Origin of the sequence: Gilliamella mensalis (genome assembly GCF_900103085.1) — a bacterium.
Taxonomy (GTDB): Bacteria; Pseudomonadota; Gammaproteobacteria; order Enterobacterales; family Orbaceae; genus Gilliamella; species Gilliamella mensalis.
The window spans coordinates 52,647-73,067 of sequence record NZ_FMWR01000011.1 but is presented as its reverse complement, the minus strand read 5'-3'; the positions used below and the strand labels follow the sequence as shown (position 1 = coordinate 73,067).

Genomic DNA, 20,421 nt, shown 5'->3' with positions numbered 1-20,421 from the left:
AATATAGAATTGATATTACAAACGATGCATAGCATCAAAAATTTCTTCTCTTTGAAGATTTACTTTAACTTTTAGCTTTTCACCTGTTTGTATCAATGCTGTTTTTACCTCATCAAAAGTCACATGGATTTTAGACAAGTCAAGTAACATAATCATGGTAAAATACTCATCCATAATCGTTTGGCTGACATCTAAAATATTAATATCTAATTCATATAATTTTTGGCTAATACCGGCAATAATACCTGTTTGATCTTTACCTATTACCGTTAAAATGGTTTTCATAACACTCTCCGCACAAAATTTAGACAATTAAATAATATTTATTGAGCTAACCATAATAGCATCTTCAAAAATTATCGAAATAGGAGTAGATTATTTTTTCAGTAAAAATAAAAATATCATTACAAAAAACTAAAAAGAGCAGAATTATGATAAATTTCCAAAAATCGAATAAATTGGATCATGTTTGTTATGACATCCGAGGTCCCATTCTTGAGCATGCAAAGCGACTTGAAGAAGAAGGTCAAACTATTCTTAAACTTAACATTGGAAATCCTGCCCCTTTCGGTTTTGCTGCTCCAGACGAATTATTAGTCGATGTAATTAGAAATTTATCTTCATCACAAGGTTATTGTGACTCCAAGGGTCTTTATTCTGCTCGAAAAGCAATCATGCAACATTATCAAGCCCGAGGAATTAGTAGTTTAGATGTTGAAGATATTTACATAGGCAACGGTGTATCAGAACTAATAGTGCAATCGATGCAAGCATTACTTAATAGTGGTGATGAAATACTCGTTCCTATGCCAGATTACCCATTATGGACAGCAGCAGTTAGCTTGTCTGGCGGTAATGCGGTGCACTATCTTTGTGATGAAGAAGCAAACTGGTCACCAGATTTAGAAGATATTAAACAAAAAATCACTTCTAAAACCAAAGGAATAGTGATTATTAATCCCAATAATCCAACTGGCGCTGTTTATAGTAAAGATGTGTTACTTGAAATCGCGGAAATTGCTAGACAACATAATTTGATTATTTTTGCTGACGAAATTTACGATAAAATTTTATATGATGATGCTAAGCATTATTCTATCGCCGCATTAGCACCCGATTTATTTGTTATTACCATGAGTGGTCTATCAAAAACCTATCGTGTTGCAGGGTTCAGGCAAGGTTGGATGGCGCTTTGTGGCCCTAAACACCATGTAAAAGGCTATATTGAAGGTTTAAATATGTTGGCGTCAATGCGCTTATGTGCCAATGTGCCATTACAACATGCAATTCAAGGTGCACTAGGTGGTTATCAAAGTATCAACGAATTTATTGTACCTGGGGGACGATTATACGATCAGTGTATGTTGGCGTGGCGTTTACTTAATGATATTCCCGGCGTAACATGTACTAAACCACAAGGTGCTTTGTATCTATTTCCAAAATTAGATCAGAAAAAATTTAACATCCAAAACGATCAAAAATTGGTATTAGACTTTTTGTTACAAGAAAAAGTGTTACTTGTGCAAGGAACTGGATTTAACTGGCATAAACCTGATCATGTTAGAATTGTTGCTTTACCTCACTCAGGAGACCTAGAAGACGCTATTGGGCGGTTTGCTAAATTCTTATCTACTTATAAGCAATAAAAAGAACAATACTTTTTGTGAATTCACGAATTTATGCATTGATAGATACCCCAATAAAGCAATCAACAAATTTCTGCTATCAAATGCAATAAATACTACATAAAAAAAGCGCCATTAATGGCGCTTTAATAAATGGCAATCTCAGAAATTATTTTTTTAATTCTGCAATTTTCTTACGAATATTAGCCGCGCGATCTGATGAAGATGGATGGCTACTTAAAATTGAAGCATCACCCCCACCTAATTTATCAAATCCTGAAGCTAGTCCTGCTGGATTGATTTTTCTTTTTACTAGAAAATCAAATGAGTAGTTATCTGCTTCTTTTTCTTGACTTTGAGAGAATTGCGCATTAATAACAGAAGAAGCTAAAGCACCAAGTGAAGATTTAGATAATTTAGCGGCTGCCGCATTACCTGATACAGCAATTGCATCATGAGCTAATTCGGTTGCATAAGCAACTTGCATAGCTTTCTTACTATGACCCAAAGCAACGTGACCTAATTCATGCCCTAAAATACCTTGAATTTCATTGTCAGTCATCATATCCATTAAACCGCTATATACGCGGACACAACCATTAGCCATTGCCCACGCATTAACATCTTTTGTAATGTATACTTTATAGTTAATTGGCGTTCCATCTAAATTATTACCAAGCGCTTTAGCAATTTTATTTAATCTTTTAGTATAAGCGCTTTTAGCCGGAGCAACTTTTGATTGAGCATCCATTTCAGCACAAGCTTGCTTAGCTACTTCTTTTACATCATTATCACTGAGCGTTGCAGCTTTGAAACCTTTCATGCCAAGACTAGTTAAGTCATCTACGCTCATGCTTTTACAACCAACAAGTGACATAGTAGCAACTAAAGGTAGTGCAACTAACAATGTTTTTTGATGTTTTTTCATAATTTTTCCTTATAATTACATAATTAACTTTTTCCTAACTTTCGTTAGCGCGCGAAATTTTAACGGAACTTTAATAATAATCAACAAATAATTACTTGCGAACTGATTATCTGGGATTTAGACTAGTCCCCATTTTTCAAGGTATACAATTATGCAACTATCAGATTTTGATTTTTCGCTTCCAAACGAACTCATTGCCAAACACCCATCTACAACCCGAAGCGCATGTCGACTTTTGTCACTTAATGGTAGCAACGGTGAGATTGAACACGGTATATTCACAGATATTATTAATAAAATTAATCCCGGCGATTTACTTATTTTTAATAATACTAAAGTGATTCCAGCAAGAATATATGGTAAAAAAAAATCAGGCGGAAAAATCGAGATTTTAATTGAACGATTATTGAACAATAATCGTGCGCTTGCGCATATTAAAGCATCAAAATCACCTAAAGTAGGTGCTGAACTGATATTAGGTGAAGATGAGTCCATTAATGTTACTATGCTAGCGCGCCACGATAGTTTATTTGAATTACAATTTCCAAGTGACATACTTACTATTTTAAACAAAATCGGTCATATTCCATTACCGCCTTATATCGATCGTCCTGATGATGAACAAGATCGTGAAGTTTATCAAACTGTTTATAGTAAAGTGCCCGGTGCTGTTGCTGCACCGACTGCAGGCCTTCATTTTGATCAACCTTTATTAGAAAGATTAAAACAAAAAGGAGTTGAAATGGCATTTGTCACTCTACATGTTGGCGCAGGAACATTTCAACCGGTTAGAGTTGAAAATATTCAAGAACATGTTATGCACTCAGAGTATGCCGAAGTACCTGAATCTGTTGTAGAGGCGGTGTTAGCATGTAAAGCGAGAAACAATAAAGTAATCGCCGTGGGAACAACGTCTGTTCGAGCTTTAGAAAGTGCTGCACAAAAAACAGGTAAAATAGCACCTTTTTTTAACGATACCCAAATTTTTATATATCCGGGCTATCAATTTAAGGTTATTGACTCACTGATCACTAATTTCCATTTACCTGAATCAACATTGATTATGCTTGTTTCTGCATTTGCTGGTTACAAAAATACCATGAATGCCTATCAACATGCAGTTAATGAGAACTATCGATTTTTTAGTTACGGCGATGCAATGTTTATCACCGCTCAGGATAATCACTCTTAAAGGCATGTTAAATAAATAGCCAAATAAAGTTAAACTAAGTCGTAGTAGCTAAAACTTGCTTGGCTATTTTAAAACTACTCATATAAATATTTATTTACTGCTTAATCTATCTAAAATATGATCAATACGTTTTGTAGTTGATGGATGTGATGTTATTTTTTTTGTTGAATGAATCGGCATCTTTTTTAACATAGTGATAAGCCCCGTAGGATCAATATTTTTACTGACTAATAGATCTAGAGCATAAAGATCGGCTTCAAACTCATATTGTTGAGCAATCTCTTCTTTAACAAGAACAATTATTTCCTTATCTTTATTGGTTATCTCAACGTAAGGGGCTAGTTTAAATGATTTTACAGTGTGCTTAAGGGCAATATGAGCTTGTTCATGCGCTAAAACTGCCTGTAACTCATTATCATTTAATAATTTCATAAGCCCACTATTTATACGAATACAACCATTAATAGTCGACCATGCATTAGGGTCGGAATTTAAATAAACTTTGTAAGTTACTTCAATATTATTAATCTGTTTAGGCAACGTTTGGGTTAGCATTTCAAGTTTTTTGTTGAGCCAACTATTTTCGTTAGCAATAACAGATCGCTTATCTGATTGAGCGCATGCTTGCGCGCCAATAGCTACGATGTCTTGTTCAGATAACTGTTTAATTTGTTCTGATGTAATAATCAATGTAGCTTCGTCATTTTGGTTTTGACAACCAACTAATAATCCAATTGAAAAAAAGGACATTAAAAATAAAAAAATATACTTCAAACTGTTTAAATCCTTCCAATATTGTTTATTGAGCCCTAGCACGATAAACTATGCTTCCACAAATTAATGATACGGCAACGTATTATAACAATGATTGGCGCCAAACTGTTTATTTGGTCGCAAGAGGTTAATAAAAAATGAAATTTGAATTAGACAATACCGACGGGTTAGCACGTCGAGGTCGTATGAAATTCGATCGACGAGGGGTCGAATATGCTGTTGAAACACCTGCATTTATGCCTGTCGGTACTTATGGCACCGTAAAAGGTATGACACCTGAAGAGGTTGCAGCAACTGGGGCTCAAATCTTACTCGGTAATACATTCCATTTATGGTTAAGACCTGGGCAAGAAATCATGCGAAAACACGGTGATTTACATGATTTTATGCAATGGCATGGACCTATTTTAACCGATTCTGGTGGGTTTCAAGTTTTCAGTCTTGGTGACATTCGCAAAATTAAAGAAGAAGGCGTCTATTTTCGTAATCCGATTAATGGCGATTCGATTTTCTTATCACCTGAAATCTCAATGGAAATTCAATATGATTTAGGTTCAGATATTGTCATGATTTTTGATGAATGTGCGCCCTTTCCAGCTGATTGGGATTACGTCAAAAAATCAATGGAAATGTCATTACGCTGGGCCAAACGAAGTCGCCAGCGATTTGATGAATTAGGCAACAAAAATGCGCTATTTGGTATCGTGCAAGGAGGTATACATCAGGAGTTACGTGATATCTCAATTAAAGGATTAACCGAAATTGGCTTTGATGGCTATGCAGTTGGGGGATTGGCTGTTGGGGAACCTAAAGCGGATATGCACCGAATTTTAGAAGGTACTTGTCCACAATTACCTGCCGATAAGCCTCGTTACCTAATGGGAGTGGGTAAGCCTGAAGATTTAGTTGAAGGAGTACGCCGAGGAATTGATATGTTTGACTGTGTGATGCCAACCCGAAATGCGCGTAATGGTCACTTATTTGTAACCGATGGAGTGATTAAAATCAGAAATGCTAAATATAAGGACGACACCACACCGCTTGATCCACATTGTGACTGCTATACGTGTAAAAATTATACTAAATCTTATCTTCATCACTTAGATAAGTGTGGTGAAATTTTAGGTGCGCGTTTAAATACCATCCATAATTTACGTTATTATCAACGCTTAATGGCAGAAATTCGTGAAGCAGTTGCTAACAAACGTTACGAAGATTTTGTTGTCGAATTTTATCAACGCATTGGCAAAACGCCTGCTCCTTTAGCAAAATAAACAGGTAACAGACATAATTTTTTGTGGTAAGTATTGACACTTTTTAGTTAGCGCAGTATTATGCGCTTCCTAACGGCGAGTAGCGCAGCTTGGTAGCGCAACTGGTTTGGGACCAGTGGGTCGGAGGTTCGAATCCTCTCTCGCCGACCAATTTCGAAAAAAAGCCTGCTCATTCGAGTAGGCTTTTTTATTTACCCCCTCTATTTTGGCTAAATTTAAACAGATGATGCTTTGTGCAAAGCTAGCCAATACGATTTTTGCAATACAATCAAAGGAACGATACTTATCAATTCAGCACGCTTCATTTTATTATTTCAGACTAACAAAATCTATAAGCTATCTCTTGATTGAATCGTTGGCGCTAACGCTGATAAGTCTGATTGATAATTGGTTTCATCTCTTAACTTATTTAATAGTAGATTGGCCATATATTTGCCAATTTGTTCAGACGGCTGTGCAACGGTGGTTAGTGGTGGAAAACTTACTTTGCTAAACTCGCTATCGCCAAATCCACTTACCGCTAATTGATATGGAACGCGAATATGCCTCCGTTGACATTCATAAAGCACGCCACATGCTAATTCATCTGTCGTACAGATTAATGCATCTATCTCTGGCCAGTTCAAAAGCACATCCGGAAGTAATTCGCTACCAGTGCTAAAATTAGCGGGCTTAGCGGCATTGATGATCCTATGAGTAGATAAATGGTGATTTAGCATTGCTTTATGCCAACCATGTAAACGTTGTTGAAAAAGGTGATACTGCTGGTTAGCACAAAGCAATCCAATATATCGATAACCTTTTTCAATCACATGTTCAGTCAACATATACATTGCTAAACCATCATCCAATCCCACATTCAGATTGGTTAATTCATCATATTGCTTACCAATATTCATCACTTGAACGGTTTTATTTCGAGCTATCTGTCGAATAAAATCATCATTTTCTACATAAAAAAGGAGTATTGCCTTAAGATTATGGCTATATAGTGTATTTAGTAATTGTGCTTCGCATTTAGCGTAATGGTATGATTCAATAATCAATATGGCATAACCTTCTTTTGCTAAACTTGTTTGTAGCGTATTAAGTAATATTCGAGTGGCGCTATCATAGATCTTGGTAGTTATAACTGCGATGACCTGATTAGCATTTGCTGATGCTAACAAACTAGCTGCAACATTGGGTTTATACCCTAACGCATCGATGGCAATTTGAATTTTTTTACGAAGTTTATCTGAAACACGCTCTGGACTACGTAAAGCGCGAGATACCGTCATAGAGCCAACACCAGCATATTTAGCCACATCAAATAAAGTAACCTGTCCGGTATTCCTCCTTTTTTTTACGCTTTGCATTTTTTAATCCTAAGTAAGTTTAATCTAAACACTCATTTAAACAACACTGATTTTGACAATAATAGGTCAGCTGAAAATTAACGATAAATTAATATGATCATCAAATAGTAGCTACCTTTTAAACCACAAGATTCAAATAATATTATTCTATCAACGTAATTATTTTTAATTAATTGATTAAAAATGTTATCGATATCACAAAATAAATAAAATTTTATTCAAGTTTGATAGCGCTATCACATTTTTATTATTTTTCGCATAGCTATTTTTACATCATGTGTTAATTTCTTAACAAATTATTAACAAAATTTTAATGGAGGAAAAATGCTCGGAAAATGGTTAACACAACAAACGGTAAATATTGTTGATTCAGTCAATGATTGGAAAGAAGCTATACAGATTTGTGCATCACCGTTATTAGCAAATAATACTATTTCCTCCAATTACATTGAGACAATTTTCAAATTACACCAATCAATTGGACCTTATTATGTATTAGCCCCTGGCATTGCAATGCCACATGCAAGACCAGAACAAGGGGTAAACCAATTAGGTCTATCAATGCTATTGGTGAAGAAAGGTGTCAAATTTAATTCAGAAGAAAATGATCCTGTTTATTTAATTACTTTATTGGCAGCGAAAGATAGCACTAGTCACATTGAAATATTAACTCAATTGGCTGCACTATTTAGTGAACAAAATGATATCCAGACAATTTTTAATGCGCAAACCCCTGCTCAAATATTGTCTGTTATCAATCATTATTAAATTTATTTAAACTCAATAAAAAAAGGATAAACACAATGAAAATTATGGCAGTTTGTGGTTCAGGTCTTGGTAGTAGCTTTATGGTTGAAATGAATATCAAAAAAGTCCTTAAAAAATTAAATATTGATGCAGAGGTCACACATGCCGATCTTGCTTCAGCAACACCTGATCAAGCTGATATATTTGTCATGACAAAAGATTTAGCGGCCAGTTCAGGTATTCCTGATAATAAATTAGTTGTACTAAATAATATCATTGACATCAAAGAATTAGAAGAAAAACTCGTTGAACATTTTGCTAAGTGCTAACTAACCTATGAGGTGTTGCCATGATTCAAGAAATGGTAAAATTTATTGTAGATATTTTAAAAGTACCTGCGATATTAGTGGGTTTAATTGCGATGGTTGGGCTAATTGCCCAGCATAAATCATTTGCAGATACCGTAAAAGGCACAGTTAAAACGATTTTAGGCTTTTTGGTATTGAGCGGTGGTGCAAGTGTACTTATCAGCGCAATTACCCCACTAGGAATAATGTTTGAACAAGCTTTTAAATTACAGGGCATCATTCCTAATAACGAAGCCATTGTTTCTATGGCATTAAATGAATTCGGTGCAGCAACTGCATTGATTATGGCATTTGGTATGGTCGCCAATATTGTGGTTGCACGTTTTACACGTTTAAAATTTATCTTTTTGACAGGACACCATACTTTTTATATGGCTTGTATGATTAGTATTATTTTAACCGTAGCGGGTTTTAAAGGCTGGCAACTCGTGTTCACAGGTTCATTAGTACTTGGGTTGATTATGGCTTTTTTCCCTGCGTTAGCACAACCTCATATGCGTAAAATTACGGATAATGATGATGTTGCATTTGGACATTTTGGTACTTTAGGTTATGTATTAGCGGGGTGGCTTGGACAAGTTGTCGGTAAAAACTCTCGTTCAACCGAAGAGATGAATTTACCTAAAAACTTAAGCTTTTTGCGAGATAGTTCAATTTCAATCTCATTAACAATGATGATTATCTATCTCATTCTAGCGGTATCTGCTGGTGCAAGCTATGTTGAAACCAATCTAAGCAAAGGTGATAATTATTTAGTTTATGCGATTATAGAAGCAATTACGTTTGCTGCTGGGGTATTTATTATTCTTCAAGGTGTGCGATTAATTCTGGCTGAAATTGTACCTGCCTTTACAGGGTTTTCGGAAAAATTAGTCCCTAATGCCAAACCTGCTCTTGATTGCCCGGTGGTATTCCCATATGCGCCTAATGCAGTGCTCATTGGCTTTTTATTTAGCTTCCTTGGTGGGCTAGTCGGATTATTTGTTCTAGGACAATTAGACTTAGTCCTCATATTGCCGGGCGTTGTTCCCCATTTCTTTTGCGGTGCTACTGCTGGCGTATTTGGCAATGCAACAGGAGGGCGTTGTGGTGCCATGCTAGGTGCGTTTGCTAATGGTTTATTAGTCACATTTTTACCTGTTATGTTATTGCCAGTATTAGGATCACTGGGTTTTGCTAATACGACTTTCTCCGATGTCGATTTTTGTGGTATTGGAATTATTCTTGGTAATATGGCTAAATGGTTTAACAAAGATATGATAATGGGTATTTTTATTGCTATTTTTGCCATATTAGTTATTTATAATTACGTAGCTAAACCTAAAGTGGATGCAAAAAATTAAGCATACTTACTATAGCCTCTAATCATATTAGGGGCTTTATATACTATATTAATATGAAAAAAATAAGCCAATCATGAGTAAAATGTAATTCTTATTTTATATTGACAGCCAGATATTTTTAGTGACAACTGCTATCTACCCGACCGTAAAATTAAATATTTAGGCATAAAAAGATAGAAATAAACATGAATCGTACCAAACAAGCGAGTATTTATGTTAATAAACATATTTCTCTAAAACCACCAATAAGGGAATTTGCCGCTGAGCTGTATCGTGTTATAGATTTTAATCGAGCGTATTTTAGCCAATTTATGGCATGGCCTAAGTTTGTGACTCACCCAAAAGATACCGTTGATTTTTTAGATTCTTGTTTAACAAGACATCAGAATAATCAGTCAAAAAATTATGTCATTATGTTGAATAATAACGCTGTTGGAATGCTTTCTTTTAATCAAATCGATCAAAATAATAAAACAGCCTACCTGGGTTATTGGTTAGATAGCCGAGTTCAAGGACAAGGGGTTATGACACAAGCCATTAATGCCCTAACAAAATATTATGCGACAAAGCGAATCATTAAACGCTTCGTTATTAAATGCTCTGTTGAAAATAAGCAAAGCAATGAAGTGGCCAGACGATGTGGTTTTAGCTATGAAGGTACACTTAAGCAAGCTGAGTATTTAAATAATGTTTTTTACGATCAAAACATTTATAGTCTAATTTCAACTTATCTTTGAAACTATTATTTTAATTAAAAGAAACCAAAAACTTTTGGTTTCTTTTATTGCTACGATAAAATAGCATCAAACAACTATGTAATCAGCAATCACAGTATTATTTACTAGCCATACTGCCATACATGATTAACACAGCAACAACACCGATTGCCAATATCGCTGTAGTGTATTGTGTTTTGACACGATACTTTTTCACTTCACCAACTGAAAGATCTCTATGTTGGTTCTTACTTTGATAATAATAGTACATGGGTAAACCAATTAATGTCAGCACAATTGATGCAATACCATTTTCTGTTTGATGAATCAGCATTCCATAAATGACATAAATAGAACCTGCAATGGCAATAATAGGAATAAGTGGGTAACCAATTACTTTATAAGATCTTGGTATATTAGGGTATTTTTTTCTGGCTATAATAACACCAATAAAAGTTAATAAATAAAAAACCCAAATCGAAAACATTGAAATTTCAGACAAACGATCGGCATCTAATAATACCGAGTATAAAAATGAAAAAACGACAAGCACTAAAATTGCATTTACCGGTGAACGGCTGTCTTCATCTATTGTGCTTAAATAACGCGCACCAACGATATTGCCTCGCTCAGCCATACTAAAAATAGTACGTGATAATGTCATGATATAGCCATTAATTCCGCCCAAAATTGAGACCATGATACCAACTGCAACCAAATTACCACCTAAATGTCCAAACAGACGTTGCGATGCAACAGAAGAAGCGTCATGACCTAATGAGACCATCTCTTGAACTGGAAAGATTTTAAATAATGCAATATTAATACAAGCATAAACAATGACTAAAAATATAATTCCCAAAATAATTGCTTTAGGTAATACTTTAGCAGGCTTATTAATTTCACCCGCAACCGATGCAACTTGAGCCCAACCATCATAAGCAAATAATGTCGCTAAGATCGCAACAGCAAAAGGAGCATATGTCTCAATACCCTGACCACTAGCACTAAACAATGCAACTTGCCCATTTCCTTGACATAACCCAAATATCGCTAATAACAGTATTGGGATCAATTTACAAGCCGTGGCAATGGTCTGCAAGTACCCTGCTTGTTTAACACCAATTGCATTAATAAAAGCGATAAAACCTAATGCTCCAGCTCCTACTGCCATTTTGTACGTATTTTCAATATTAAATAATGAACAAAATACCGAGCTAAAATAGCCTACTAATGCACCGATCAAAGCAGGCGAAAAAATGACTGTCATCATCCAACCATAAAGATGAGAAATTTTGGCACCATAGATTTTTTCTAAATAAACAAGCATTCCACCAGTTTTTGGAAACATTACACCTAGTTCACAAAGTGTTAACCCGCCACAAATAGAAATAACACCACCAATTATCCAAGCTAATAGTGCATAATGATAATCACCTGCTACTTCTAGAACTGCTGGGGGTTTCATAAATGCACCTGCCCCTAAAACCATTCCCACAACCAGTGATAATGCAGAAACTAAACCAAGATCTTTCCTCAATTTATTTTCTAAATTATGTTCTGACATAAAGATCCCCTTAAATATATAAATAAACGTGAAAAATCTATTCATGATAGGGATTTATTTATAAAATACAAGAAAGATTAATTTTACCTAATTAAAAAAACATCAAAAATCAGCGTGATAAAATAAACAAAAAGTCAGCAAAAACTGACTTTTTATTCGCTATCTTTTTGAAAAATTATTTCTTTTTCTTCATTTTCATATCAACGACCATACGACCTCGAATTTTACCTGCTTTCATTTCCTCAATCATATCATTGATATCTTCTAATGGTCTTTTTTCCACTATCGGCACCACTTTACCTTCAGCACTAAATTGAAATGCTTCAGCTAAATCTTCACGAGTACCAACCAGTGAACCTAATACTTGAATGCCATCTAACACCGTTTTAGGAATACTCAAATCCATATTTTCAGAAGGCAAGCCTAGTGCAACAACACGTCCTAAAGGTCGCACAGAATTGATAGCTTGATTGAATGCAGTTTTAGTAACCGAGGTCACAACAGCACCATGTACGCCACCTGCAGTATGCTCTTTAATATAAGCGCCTACATCCTCAATTTTTTTAGGATTAACGACTAAATCAGCACCTAATTTTCGACACAATTCTAGTTGGCTATCACTGTTACTAATTGCAACGACTTTATTGTTAAACACTTTTTTACCATATTCGATAGCAAGTGTACCTAGTCCACCAATACCAAATACAGCAAGCCATTGACCTGGTTTTGTATTAGCCACTTTAATACCTTTATATGTCGTGACACCTGCACATGTAACGCTAGTTGCTTGTGCCGGATCGAGCCCTTCTGGCACTTTAACTGCATAATCCGCTTTAACAATACATTGTTCTGCCATACCGCCATCAACGCTGTAACCAGAATTTAACGCATTCCGACAAAATGTCTCATTACCTGAAATACAATACTCACAAGTACCACAGCCGGCATGAAACCAAGCAATACTGACACGATCACCAATTTTTAGGCTCTTTACATCAGGGGCAATTTTAGTCACAATGCCTACACCTTCATGACCAATAACTCGCCCCGGTTTTTTACCAAAATCACCCGATGCTACATGGATATCCGTATGGCAAAGACCACAATATTCAACATCAACAAGTGCTTCTCCTGCTTCCAAAGGACGAACAGGGATATCTTTAATTTCGACTTGACCATCACACTGTTGTTTAATAACTGCTGCTTTCATTTTTTCTCCTAGGAAATATTAAAATTAAAATATCATTGATTTTATTTTAACCTAATCCCCCTTAAAAAATTTGAGTTATTTCACAATTTTATTAAATTGTGTTGATTATTTAATAAACTATACTAAAACGTAGTCTTTCCTGAAAGTTTTTAACAAAATAAGTTAGATATATCATTTAAATGAATAAATCTGGCAGGTTTGAATATAAGGTAAGTCAGGTAAATGGAAAGCAAGAATAAATTCTTATACTTTCCATTTCAACATATTATTAAATAATAATTAAAATTCTACGGTCATCATTTATTATGCAATATCTTTAGCTATATACTTTTGACTGTTATCATTAATTAATAAAAATAACCCAATCAATGCACCAAATCCAAATAATCCAATAACATAAATAGCAGGTGCCATTTTGCTCACAAAATCACTCAAAAAGGAGATCAGTAAAGGGGTTAATCCGCCGGTAATGGCGTAAGCCATATTAAATGAAAACGAGACACCACTGTAACGAATCTGAGTAGGAAACACAGTCACCATAAAATAAGCAAAACAACCCACAATACCAACGCCAAAACCAGCTAATGAATAAGTCATGAATAAAAGGTGTGGGTTATCTAATGAGAGGTAAAAAATAGCGATAACAATGGTTGCAATAGCACAACCTATAAATATCACTTTCCCCATAGCAAATTTATCAACCATCATGCCATAAAAAGTACAACTTATAATGAGCCCAATAATCGCTAGTATATTCCCTTGCAACGCATCGATCGGCGAGTAGCCAAATTGCTTTTGTAATAAAATTGGCGTCATTAGCATAATGACCATAATACCCGCAGACAGCACCCAAGTGAGTAGCATTGACAAAATAGTCTGAGGTAAATACTGCGTCAACACAGTGATAACCGGTATTTTTTTAGCCAATTCTTGTTGTTTACGCTTTTGCATTTCCAGAAAAATTGGTGTTTCTTTTAACCAACGACGTAAATACATTGCAATCAATCCAAAAACACCACCAATAATAAATGGCATACGCCATCCCCAATCAATAAGTTGTTCGGCTGATAGGCATTTATTTATAGCCGTTGAAACTAACGAACCGAGTAAAATACCGAGACTTAATCCACTGGTTAAAATGCCACATGCCAATCCAATTTTATTTTTCGGCACATGCTCAGCAACAAAAGTCCAAGCCCCCGGAACTTCACCGCCAACCGCTAATCCCTGACACAATCGCATAACCAGTAACAACAAAGGAGCCAAAATACCAATATGGGTATACGTAGGTAGACATCCTATAAATAGGGTTGGTAAAGCCATAAGCAATATACTTAGCGTAAACATTTTTTTGCGACCGAACAGATCGCCAAAGTGCGCCATTACAATACCGCCGAATGGGCGAATCAAATATCCAGCAGCAAAAATACCAAAGGTTTGAACTTGACTTAGCCAAGCCGGCATATCATTCGGAAAAAAAAGGTGACTAATGGTTATTGAAAAAAAGACAAAAATAATAAAATCATAAAATTCTAATGCTCCACCTAATGCGGAAAGTGCCAATGTTTTATAGTCCTGAGCATTTAGAGTTCTTGTCGGTGTATGGGTTACTACATCTTGCATGAGGATCCTTGTAAGTTATTGTTTACAGACAGTTTAATATTGTGAACTACTATACCCTAACGCTTATTTTTTTAAAGGAAATATTTGCTCACACGATGATGTAAACTCAATCATCATCGCATTACATAATAATTGAGTTCGCTTTAATAAAGTATAGCGCTAAAACTAGCACGAATGATTAATAAATAGTCAAACAAAAAAACTACAATAGTACATCTTACTAAATGGAGAGCTATAAAATGGCTAAAAAATGTATTTCTCGTGGCAAATTCACACGTATGCAGCAATTATCAAACCAAGATGGCGTTATCGCTGCATTAGCGATAGATCAACGAGGTTCAATGGTTAAGATGATGGAATCGGCCGTTGGTAAAGATCGTTATCATATTGATATGGTGTATGAATTTAAAGAACTTGTCTCTCAAGAGTTAACTAAATATGTCAGTGCAATTTTGTTAGATGAAGAATATGGCTTTAAAGGCATGACAGCCAAAAATAGCAATGCTGGATTAATCATGTCATACGAAAAAACGGGATATGACGCCAATACGCCAGGGCGATTACCCGATATTTTGCCAGAAGATTCATTACAACGTTTAATAAAAAAAGGGGCGGATGCCGCAAAAGTATTGGTTTATTATAATCCTGATGATCCTCAAGATATTTTAGATAAAAAGCACGCTTTTTTAGAACGTTTAGGCAATGAGGCAAGAGCTGCTGATATTCCAGTTTTTGTTGAACCTATTGTATATGATAACGTGATAACTGACGATAAAAGCCCAGAATTTGCAAAAATCAAACCACAAAAAGTCATTAATACCATTAAAGAATTTACTAAAGAGCAATATTACATTGATATTTTAAAAGTCGAAGTCCCTGTGCTCTTTAAAAACGTAGAAGGCTTTAACGACAACAATATCGTTGTCTATACGCAAAAACAAGCAGCAGACTACTTTAAACAAGCAAGCGATGCCGCAACGCGCCCTTTCATTTATTTAAGTGCTGGCGTGCCAACAAAAACTTTCCACCAAGAACTCATTTTTGCCGGTGAACATGGTGCTAAATATAGCGGTATTTTAGGTGGTCGTGCAACATGGTTTGAAGGAGTTGCCGCCTATGCAAATGGTGGAAAAGAGGGATTAAAGCGTTGGTTAGATCAAACTGGTCGTGAAAATGTTGAGCACCTTAATAAGATATTAAAACAATACGCTACACCTTGGTATGATATCTATGGTGGTAAAGATAATATTGAAGTGATTGATGTTAAATTAGGTAACTAATTAACAAACCGAACAGAGAACAGGGGTTGTTTCTATTTTCCTGTTCTCTTTTGTAATGATAACAAGTTTATAACCTTAGTTGCCGGAATTGTTCGCATTATTTACAGTAATTTGAGAAACGACTGTAATAGATATACATGAACAACAACACTAACGCCTTATTACAGACAAGTGATATAGCGCTGATATCATAAAGAAAAAATAATCATCGGTTATGGTATTAACTGTTTGATCAAAATTGAAAAATCCATTAAAGATAAATTAAGACTGCAAACTAAAGGCAATAACAAAACCTATCTAAGCAAAATGCTTCATGACGACACCAAACATCTACCCATAACATTCCATTCATAATGCCGAAAGGTGTCATCAGGTATTACATCACATAGCTCCCCTTGCATATAAAATACGAAAACAGGTCACATAATTTTCTACATCTGTTGTGTCTTACTATGGAATATTTATACAACTGTTCACTTTTTAGATTATATTTTTTTGTAAAAAATATTCAGGATTCTATACCGTTTGGCGATTTATTAAGTATTTTTAGTATCTCATTTGTTAAAACGTTAATATTCATCGTATCAATCCAAAAATAAAAGTTGACTGACTTAAAATGAATACAAGATAGGAACTTTAATAAAGATATAGTGTTCGCTTTTTAGATTATATTTTTGTAAAAAATATTCAGGATTCTATACCGTTTCGTGATTTATTAAGAATTTTTAGTATCTCATTTGTTAAAACGTATGATCACCATCTATTAATCGAAAACTTATAAACCAACCCGCTAATAAACGAATGGGAAAGCTGAAAGAGAGACGTACTTTAATAGCTATGTGGCGTAATCAACATATAGTTAGCGATGCAAAAGATAGAAAATGATTGATTCACATTTATAATATAGTTAAACCGCATAAAGCGATTTTAAATAAAACGCCTTATGCGTTATTAAATGATTATGTTAATCATGAAGTGTAAACAATCTGGCTTTTTCTTAAACCTTAGTTTAACGATAAATAAAACGCTAGATCTAACTGCCTAATAATTAAATGGCTTTATCAAAAAATAAATTAACTTTACTGAGTTTTGCCATGGATTGTATATAAGCTTTAATTTTAGGCGGAAAAGTTAAGCTTTTAACACACGTCAAATTGCGTAAAACGGGAAACAAACAGATATCATCTAAAGATAATTGTCCATTACACGCATCTGGCGAAACAATCAATAATTCAAGCTGATTTAATACCGCAGATACGGCAGACACTAACGAATCAGTTTGTGCTAAACATTCGTCAAACGATCCTAATTTACCAACTTTACTAGTGACAAAATAATCAATCGCACTTTGTGTTGCAAATTCAGCTAAGCCGAGCTTTATATAACGGGGACACTCTAACTTATAATCATATTGTTGCAACTGTTTGATTAACTCTGCAATATTTGGGGATTTAGGTCCAACTAAAATGGGATCACCACCATAATTATTATCAATATAATCAACAATATCTAAACTTTCAGGCATATAGCTGCCATCCTCTTTTTGTAAAATGGGTGCCATTTTTTCGCCAATCATACGCTCTGGCGATTGAGAATCATCACTCAGCAACACTTGCAATTCAACCGGTATGTTTTTTAGACCAAATATCATTCTTGCCCTTACACAAAAAGGACAATGCTCATAAATATACAGCTTCATTTTCGACTCCTTAAATATTCAATCACTCAAAATAAAAAGGCTAATCCTTAACACGGTAAACAGTGTTTTGGGAGTAACCAATCCGCACAAAATTAATAAAAGGATATGGATTTTGATTGGTATAGTAACCTCGAAAAAATTATAAATGCCATATCCAATCATCGACAAAAACGATCCCCCAAATGACATTTAAATCAATTCATCGAAATAGTCCCAAAATAAACCAACTCAATAATCCCAAAACAGGAATAGCAACAGATAAACTTTCATTAGCGACTCTCAGAACACTAAGTAAAGTAGTGTATGAATTCCTCTTAACACGATGTTATACACAATAGCAGTTATAATCTGACTAACCAACCCATTCCAGTGAATAACTTTAAAACTACATCAATAACAATTAAGATTGATAGTTAGCAAAACAGCGCAATACCAATATAAAATTTAATAAAAACGTAAAAAGCGGTAGTAATATACGATCCGACCAATTGGCGTACTTGATTGTGATGGACAAAGCTGAATATGCCAATAATGATAAGTTTCAAGATCAATAACTAATGGCACATATAGTGCTATAGAAAAGTTAATATTTCTTTTTGCTATAAATAGATACTGCAAATTTTCAATTAATAATTAAACGATATAGACACCTGAATACTTTTTACAAAAAATGTAGCCTAAAAGCAAACGCGACATCTTCATAAAAGTATCTATCTTTTTGGGCTTTTCCATTCATTTAAGGGCAGGCAAGTTTTATGAATGTTTGATTGATACGATGGTTATCACACGTTTTAACAATTAGCACCAAAAAACAAATAGTAGTTCATCAAAAATATAATAATAATGCTCCAAAATAATTTATTTAAAAAATGATTGCCAAAAAGTTTCAGAAAAGCAAGTGTTTTAGTATAAAAGACTTACATTTGACTAAACATTTATAAATTAGAAACGACTATAAGTTATTCTAAAAGGTAACTAACTGACCAAACTGCAAATTATTGACAGTTAGGATATAATATAAAAAATAACTATAATGTAGAGATAATCATTGATGTCTAGCCAAGACACCCCCACCCAAAATAAAATATTAATAGAACAGTTTTTAGACTCATTGTGGTTAGAAAGAAACTTAGCTGAAAATACAATTGAATCTTATCGGCTTGATTTGTTGGCATTAAGTCAATCTTTACAACAACAAAAAGTCATCTTTCTGACAGCTCAAACACATAATTTACAAGAATTTTTAATGCAACGCGTAAAAGATGGGTATAAAGCAAGTAGTTCTGCACGTTTACTTAGCGCAACTAAACGTTTTTTTCAGTATTTATATCAAGAAAATTATCGCACCGATGATCCTACCGCAGTATTATCTTCCCCCAAGCTGCCCAAAAAATTACCTAAAGATTTAACTGAATCGCAAGTTGATGCATTACTTGAATCACCAAATATAGAAGATCCTATCGAGCTTCGAGATAAAGCAATGTTAGAAGTGCTTTATGCTACAGGTTTACGCGTATCGGAATTAGTGAGCTTAGAAATGAGTGAAGTTAGTCTGCGCCAAGGGGTGGTAAGAGTGATTGGTAAAGGTAATAAAGAGCGTCTGGTGCCACTTGGGGAAGAAGCTGTTTATTGGCTTGAATATTATTTTAAATATGCTAGAAATGATCTTTTAAAAGCAGGTCCTGTGGATGTACTTTTTCCTAGTCGATTAGGAAAAAAAATGACTCGACAGACCTTCTGGCATCGAATCAAATATTATGCCATACTAACTGGTATTAATATTGATGCTCTTTCACCCCATGTATTGCGACATGCTTTTGCGACACATCTGCTCAATCATGGTGCGGATTTGCGTGTTGTGCAAATGTTGCTCGGACACAGTAGTTTATCAACAACACAAATTTATACACATGTGGCGACAGAAAGATTAAAACAGTTACACAGTAAACATCATCCTCGAGCATAGGGTTGAAAAAATAAGGATAATTGAATGAAAAAATTAGTTTTATGTTTAGGTTTAGCTTTAATTTCAACTTCAGTATTAGCAAGTAATATTGATATTGAAAAATCTTTCAATAAATTGGGTTATGATAGTAAAGATCTAAATATTACTAATAGCCCAGTACAAGGACTTAAAAGTGTTAGCACTCCAGAGGGTATTTTTTATGTGACTGAAGATGGTAGATACTTAACCCAAGGTCCTATCTATGATGTACAAGGTGATGAACCTGAAAACATTGCTAATAGCAACAATCTTAAACTAATCAAGTCAATTGAAAAAGATGCCATTGTTTATAAAGCTAAAAATGAAAAATACATCATTTCAGTCTTTACTGATTACACTTGTCATTACTGTAAATTACTTCATGAAAATATCAACCAATATTTAGATGCGGGTATTTCTGTACACTATTTTGCATTTCCACGTGCTGGTGATGACAGTGATGTTGGTAAAAACATGCAATCTATTTGGAGTATGGCTGATCGCAAAGCAGCATTTGAAAAGGCATATAAAGGCGATACAATTGCACCAGCAAGTAGCATGGTACCTTATGTAACACAACAATTTAATGTTGGTAAACGACTTGGCATTAACGGTACACCGGCAATTTTTTTACCTAATGGACAACTTGTTTCAGGTTATGTAAAAGCCGATAAACTAATTGAAATGTTAGATAAAAAAACAGCTAAATAGCCATTAAAAAATTATGGTTTTT

At 34.6% G+C, this 20,421-nt stretch carries 18 protein-coding genes and 1 tRNA gene; 11 read left to right on the top strand and 8 right to left on the bottom strand.

Annotation, left to right across the window (positions count from 1 at the left end):
* Window positions 1-15: 15 nt before the first annotated feature.
* A complete protein-coding gene (locus BQ5209_RS06425) occupies window positions 16-285 on the bottom strand; it encodes an ACT domain-containing protein (RefSeq protein WP_085247720.1) in 270 nt (89 codons plus the stop codon).
* 146 nt (window positions 286-431) lie between these two features.
* Between BQ5209_RS06425 and BQ5209_RS06420 the strand changes: the two genes are divergently transcribed.
* Window positions 432-1,646 (top strand): pyridoxal phosphate-dependent aminotransferase, encoded by a 1,215-nt coding sequence (locus tag BQ5209_RS06420; protein WP_085247719.1) that lies wholly within the window; start codon window positions 432-434, stop codon window positions 1,644-1,646.
* 148 nt (window positions 1,647-1,794) lie between these two features.
* Here the strand turns inward: BQ5209_RS06420 and loiP are convergent, their stop codons facing one another.
* Window positions 1,795-2,553: a metalloprotease LoiP gene (gene loiP / locus BQ5209_RS06415; RefSeq protein WP_085247718.1), complete on the bottom strand. Its 759-nt coding sequence runs from the start codon at window positions 2,551-2,553 to the stop codon at window positions 1,795-1,797.
* Between the two features lie 151 nt (window positions 2,554-2,704).
* Here loiP and queA point away from each other — a divergent pair, with 151 nt between their 5' ends.
* Entirely contained in the window at window positions 2,705-3,745 is a 1,041-nt protein-coding gene (queA, locus tag BQ5209_RS06410) for a tRNA preQ1(34) S-adenosylmethionine ribosyltransferase-isomerase QueA (protein WP_085247717.1), read from the top strand.
* Window positions 3,746-3,835: 90 nt separating this feature from the next.
* On the opposite strand, the gene BQ5209_RS06405 is transcribed toward queA, so the two are convergent.
* Window positions 3,836-4,519: a M48 family metalloprotease gene (locus BQ5209_RS06405; RefSeq protein WP_143421864.1), complete on the bottom strand. Its 684-nt coding sequence runs from the start codon at window positions 4,517-4,519 to the stop codon at window positions 3,836-3,838.
* 137 nt (window positions 4,520-4,656) lie between these two features.
* Between BQ5209_RS06405 and tgt the strand changes: the two genes are divergently transcribed.
* Together tgt and BQ5209_RS06395 are read left to right on the top strand one after the other, a co-directional pair.
* Window positions 4,657-5,793 carry a tRNA guanosine(34) transglycosylase Tgt gene (gene tgt, locus BQ5209_RS06400; protein ID WP_085247715.1) on the top strand — a complete coding sequence of 379 codons (1,137 nt, stop codon included), beginning with the start codon at window positions 4,657-4,659 and terminating at the stop codon, window positions 5,791-5,793.
* A gap of 73 nt (window positions 5,794-5,866) precedes the next feature.
* A tRNA-Pro gene (locus tag BQ5209_RS06395) sits at window positions 5,867-5,943 on the top strand.
* A gap of 179 nt (window positions 5,944-6,122) precedes the next feature.
* Here the strand turns inward: BQ5209_RS06395 and BQ5209_RS06390 are convergent.
* The gene (locus BQ5209_RS06390) at window positions 6,123-7,151 is read right to left on the bottom strand and encodes a LacI family DNA-binding transcriptional regulator (RefSeq protein WP_085247714.1); all 1,029 of its coding nucleotides are present in this window, start codon (window positions 7,149-7,151) and stop codon (window positions 6,123-6,125) included.
* Between the two features lie 324 nt (window positions 7,152-7,475).
* On the opposite strand from BQ5209_RS06390, the gene BQ5209_RS06385 reads away from it, so the two are divergent.
* The 4 genes from BQ5209_RS06385 (at window position 7,476) to rimL (ending at window position 10,346) form a co-directional block, all read left to right on the top strand.
* The gene (locus tag BQ5209_RS06385) at window positions 7,476-7,919 is read left to right on the top strand and encodes a PTS sugar transporter subunit IIA (protein WP_085247713.1); all 444 of its coding nucleotides are present in this window, start codon (window positions 7,476-7,478) and stop codon (window positions 7,917-7,919) included.
* Between the two features lie 35 nt (window positions 7,920-7,954).
* Window positions 7,955-8,227 (top strand): PTS sugar transporter subunit IIB, encoded by a 273-nt coding sequence (locus BQ5209_RS06380; RefSeq protein WP_085247712.1) that lies wholly within the window; start codon window positions 7,955-7,957, stop codon window positions 8,225-8,227.
* A gap of 20 nt (window positions 8,228-8,247) precedes the next feature.
* Window positions 8,248-9,609 (top strand): PTS ascorbate transporter subunit IIC, encoded by a 1,362-nt coding sequence (gene ulaA / locus BQ5209_RS06375; RefSeq protein WP_085247711.1) that lies wholly within the window; start codon window positions 8,248-8,250, stop codon window positions 9,607-9,609.
* Window positions 9,610-9,794: 185 nt separating this feature from the next.
* Window positions 9,795-10,346 (top strand): 50S ribosomal protein L7/L12-serine acetyltransferase, encoded by a 552-nt coding sequence (rimL, locus tag BQ5209_RS06370; protein ID WP_085247710.1) that lies wholly within the window; start codon window positions 9,795-9,797, stop codon window positions 10,344-10,346.
* A 97-nt stretch (window positions 10,347-10,443) separates the two neighbouring features.
* On the opposite strand, the gene BQ5209_RS06365 is transcribed toward rimL, so the two are convergent.
* The 3 genes from BQ5209_RS06365 to BQ5209_RS06355 all read right to left on the bottom strand — a co-directional run bounded on the left by BQ5209_RS06365 (window position 10,444) and on the right by BQ5209_RS06355 (window position 14,725).
* Window positions 10,444-11,892 (bottom strand): APC family permease, encoded by a 1,449-nt coding sequence (locus BQ5209_RS06365; protein ID WP_085247709.1) that lies wholly within the window; start codon window positions 11,890-11,892, stop codon window positions 10,444-10,446.
* Between the two features lie 175 nt (window positions 11,893-12,067).
* The gene (gene adhP, locus BQ5209_RS06360; RefSeq protein ID WP_085247708.1) at window positions 12,068-13,102 is read right to left on the bottom strand and encodes an alcohol dehydrogenase AdhP; all 1,035 of its coding nucleotides are present in this window, start codon (window positions 13,100-13,102) and stop codon (window positions 12,068-12,070) included.
* Window positions 13,103-13,405: 303 nt separating this feature from the next.
* Complete coding sequence (locus tag BQ5209_RS06355; RefSeq protein ID WP_085247707.1) at window positions 13,406-14,725, bottom strand: MFS transporter; 1,320 nt, start codon at window positions 14,723-14,725, stop codon at window positions 13,406-13,408.
* A 239-nt stretch (window positions 14,726-14,964) separates the two neighbouring features.
* Here BQ5209_RS06355 and BQ5209_RS06350 point away from each other — a divergent pair, with 239 nt between their 5' ends.
* Entirely contained in the window at window positions 14,965-16,005 is a 1,041-nt protein-coding gene (locus tag BQ5209_RS06350) for a tagatose 1,6-diphosphate aldolase (protein ID WP_085247706.1), read from the top strand.
* Between the two features lie 1,048 nt (window positions 16,006-17,053).
* On the opposite strand, the gene grxB is transcribed toward BQ5209_RS06350, so the two are convergent.
* The gene (gene grxB / locus BQ5209_RS06345; protein WP_085247705.1) at window positions 17,054-17,704 is read right to left on the bottom strand and encodes a glutaredoxin 2; all 651 of its coding nucleotides are present in this window, start codon (window positions 17,702-17,704) and stop codon (window positions 17,054-17,056) included.
* 1,051 nt (window positions 17,705-18,755) lie between these two features.
* On the opposite strand from grxB, the gene xerD reads away from it, so the two are divergent.
* Both xerD and dsbC read left to right on the top strand, forming a co-directional pair.
* Complete coding sequence (gene xerD, locus BQ5209_RS06340) at window positions 18,756-19,670, top strand: site-specific tyrosine recombinase XerD (RefSeq protein WP_085247704.1); 915 nt, start codon at window positions 18,756-18,758, stop codon at window positions 19,668-19,670.
* A gap of 24 nt (window positions 19,671-19,694) precedes the next feature.
* The gene (gene dsbC, locus BQ5209_RS06335; protein WP_085247703.1) at window positions 19,695-20,399 is read left to right on the top strand and encodes a bifunctional protein-disulfide isomerase/oxidoreductase DsbC; all 705 of its coding nucleotides are present in this window, start codon (window positions 19,695-19,697) and stop codon (window positions 20,397-20,399) included.
* The last annotated feature ends 22 nt before the right edge of the window (window positions 20,400-20,421 follow it).